The sequence below is a fragment of the Streptomyces sp. FH025 genome (genome assembly GCF_017427025.1).
Classification (GTDB): domain Bacteria; phylum Actinomycetota; class Actinomycetes; order Streptomycetales; family Streptomycetaceae; genus Kitasatospora.
On the sequence record NZ_JAFLNG010001136.1, the window covers coordinates 1 to 1431 of the forward strand.

Genomic DNA, 1431 nt, shown 5'->3' on the forward strand with positions numbered 1-1431 from the left:
CGCTCAAGCGGGCGCCGGGCGCGAACCATGCCAGGCCGGCCAGGCCGCGGAGCCGTCGTGGACGAGCACGACGGCGGGCCGGGTGGGGGCACGGCGGCCTCTCGGATGGCACCGGGTGGAGGGGTCAGGAGGCAGGGTTGTGGCCCTCGATCCCGGCGGCGTAGGCCTGCCACTCGCGGGGCGAGACGCCGAAGGCGTCCCGGAACGCCCGGCTGAAGTGGGAGTGGCTGACGAATCCCCAGCGGTGCGCGACGGCGGACACACTGGTCTGCCGACGGGACGGACGCCCCAGATCCCGGCGGCAGGCGTCCAGCCGACGCCGCCGCACCCACTGGCCGACGGTCATCCCGTCCTGCTGGAAGAGCTTGTGGAGGTAGCGCACCGAGATGTGCTGCGAGCGGGCGATCGATTCGGGCGAGAGGTCCGGATCGGCGAGGTTCTGCTCGATGTGGGCGCGGATCCGGGACAGCAACTCGGCCACGCCGGTGGGGTGTTCCGGGCTCTCCCGGTCGAGCAGCTCGGTCACCAGGATGGCGACGATGTCGGAGGCGCTGCGCGCGAGGTGGTGGCCCGGCCGGGCCCGGTGGGCCCGCGCCTGAGTGGCCAGGGTGCGGAGGAACTGGGAGGCGAGCGAGCCGATCCCCTCGTTCCCCCGCGCCAGCAGCCCGCCCGCGCGCCGGACGTCGCTCTGCCGGACGCCCAGGTAGAAGCAGGGGACGCGGAAGCGAACCATCCGGCACTCGGAGTCCTGCAACAGGCCCGCCGGGTGCGGGGTGGTGCTGATCAGCAGGTCCCCCGGGGCCAGCACGGTGCTGGCGCCGCCGCGTCGGACGGAGGCCGCACCGTGGACGTGCAGGGCGACGTAGAGGCAGTCCTCGGGATCGGTTCCGGGCGGCGGGGAGAGGATGTCGATGCAGTCGTTGCCACCGCCGCGGGCGGCCTGGTCGAGCAGGTGGATTTCTGCTTCGGGCGCGGGGGTTTCGGGCATGGGCGAGGAACCCGACTGGCTCACGGGAGACTCCGACCGGTTGAAAGTGGTGCTGTGTGGATGCCGACGACGGTGGCTCGCCGCACGGCTGGGCGGCGGCGCCACCGGCAACGGGGCGTTCAGGAGGGAATGTCCTTCCGGCGCCATTCATACAAGGAGCGGAACCGACTGGACAAACATTCAACAAACCGGGGTTCCGACGGCTCCGCCCGACCCGGACGGCGCTCACCCCGAGTGGCGTCCGCTCCCCGGAGACGGCCCCGTTGACACCTTTCCGGAAGGCCAAAGAGCTTGCAGGGCAATGAAGTTCGACCCATCGGCACCGGAGTGACGGCGATCGGTGAAGCCGCCTGACCGCACCGCTCCCCGACAGCGGCACGGCCGGGGCGAGCCCGCTTCCCGGCCGACCCGGCGGCCGGAAAGGTGCACGGACCGTCACGTCG

General features: G+C 72.3%; 1 protein-coding gene. It reads right to left on the reverse strand.

Going from position 1 to position 1431, the window contains the following annotated elements; genetic code table 11:
• Positions 1 to 124 precede the first annotated feature (124 nt).
• A complete protein-coding gene (locus J0670_RS39775; protein ID WP_243438092.1) occupies positions 125 to 988 on the reverse strand; it encodes a helix-turn-helix domain-containing protein in 864 nt (287 codons plus the stop codon).
• Between the last annotated feature and the right edge of the window lie 443 nt (positions 989 to 1431).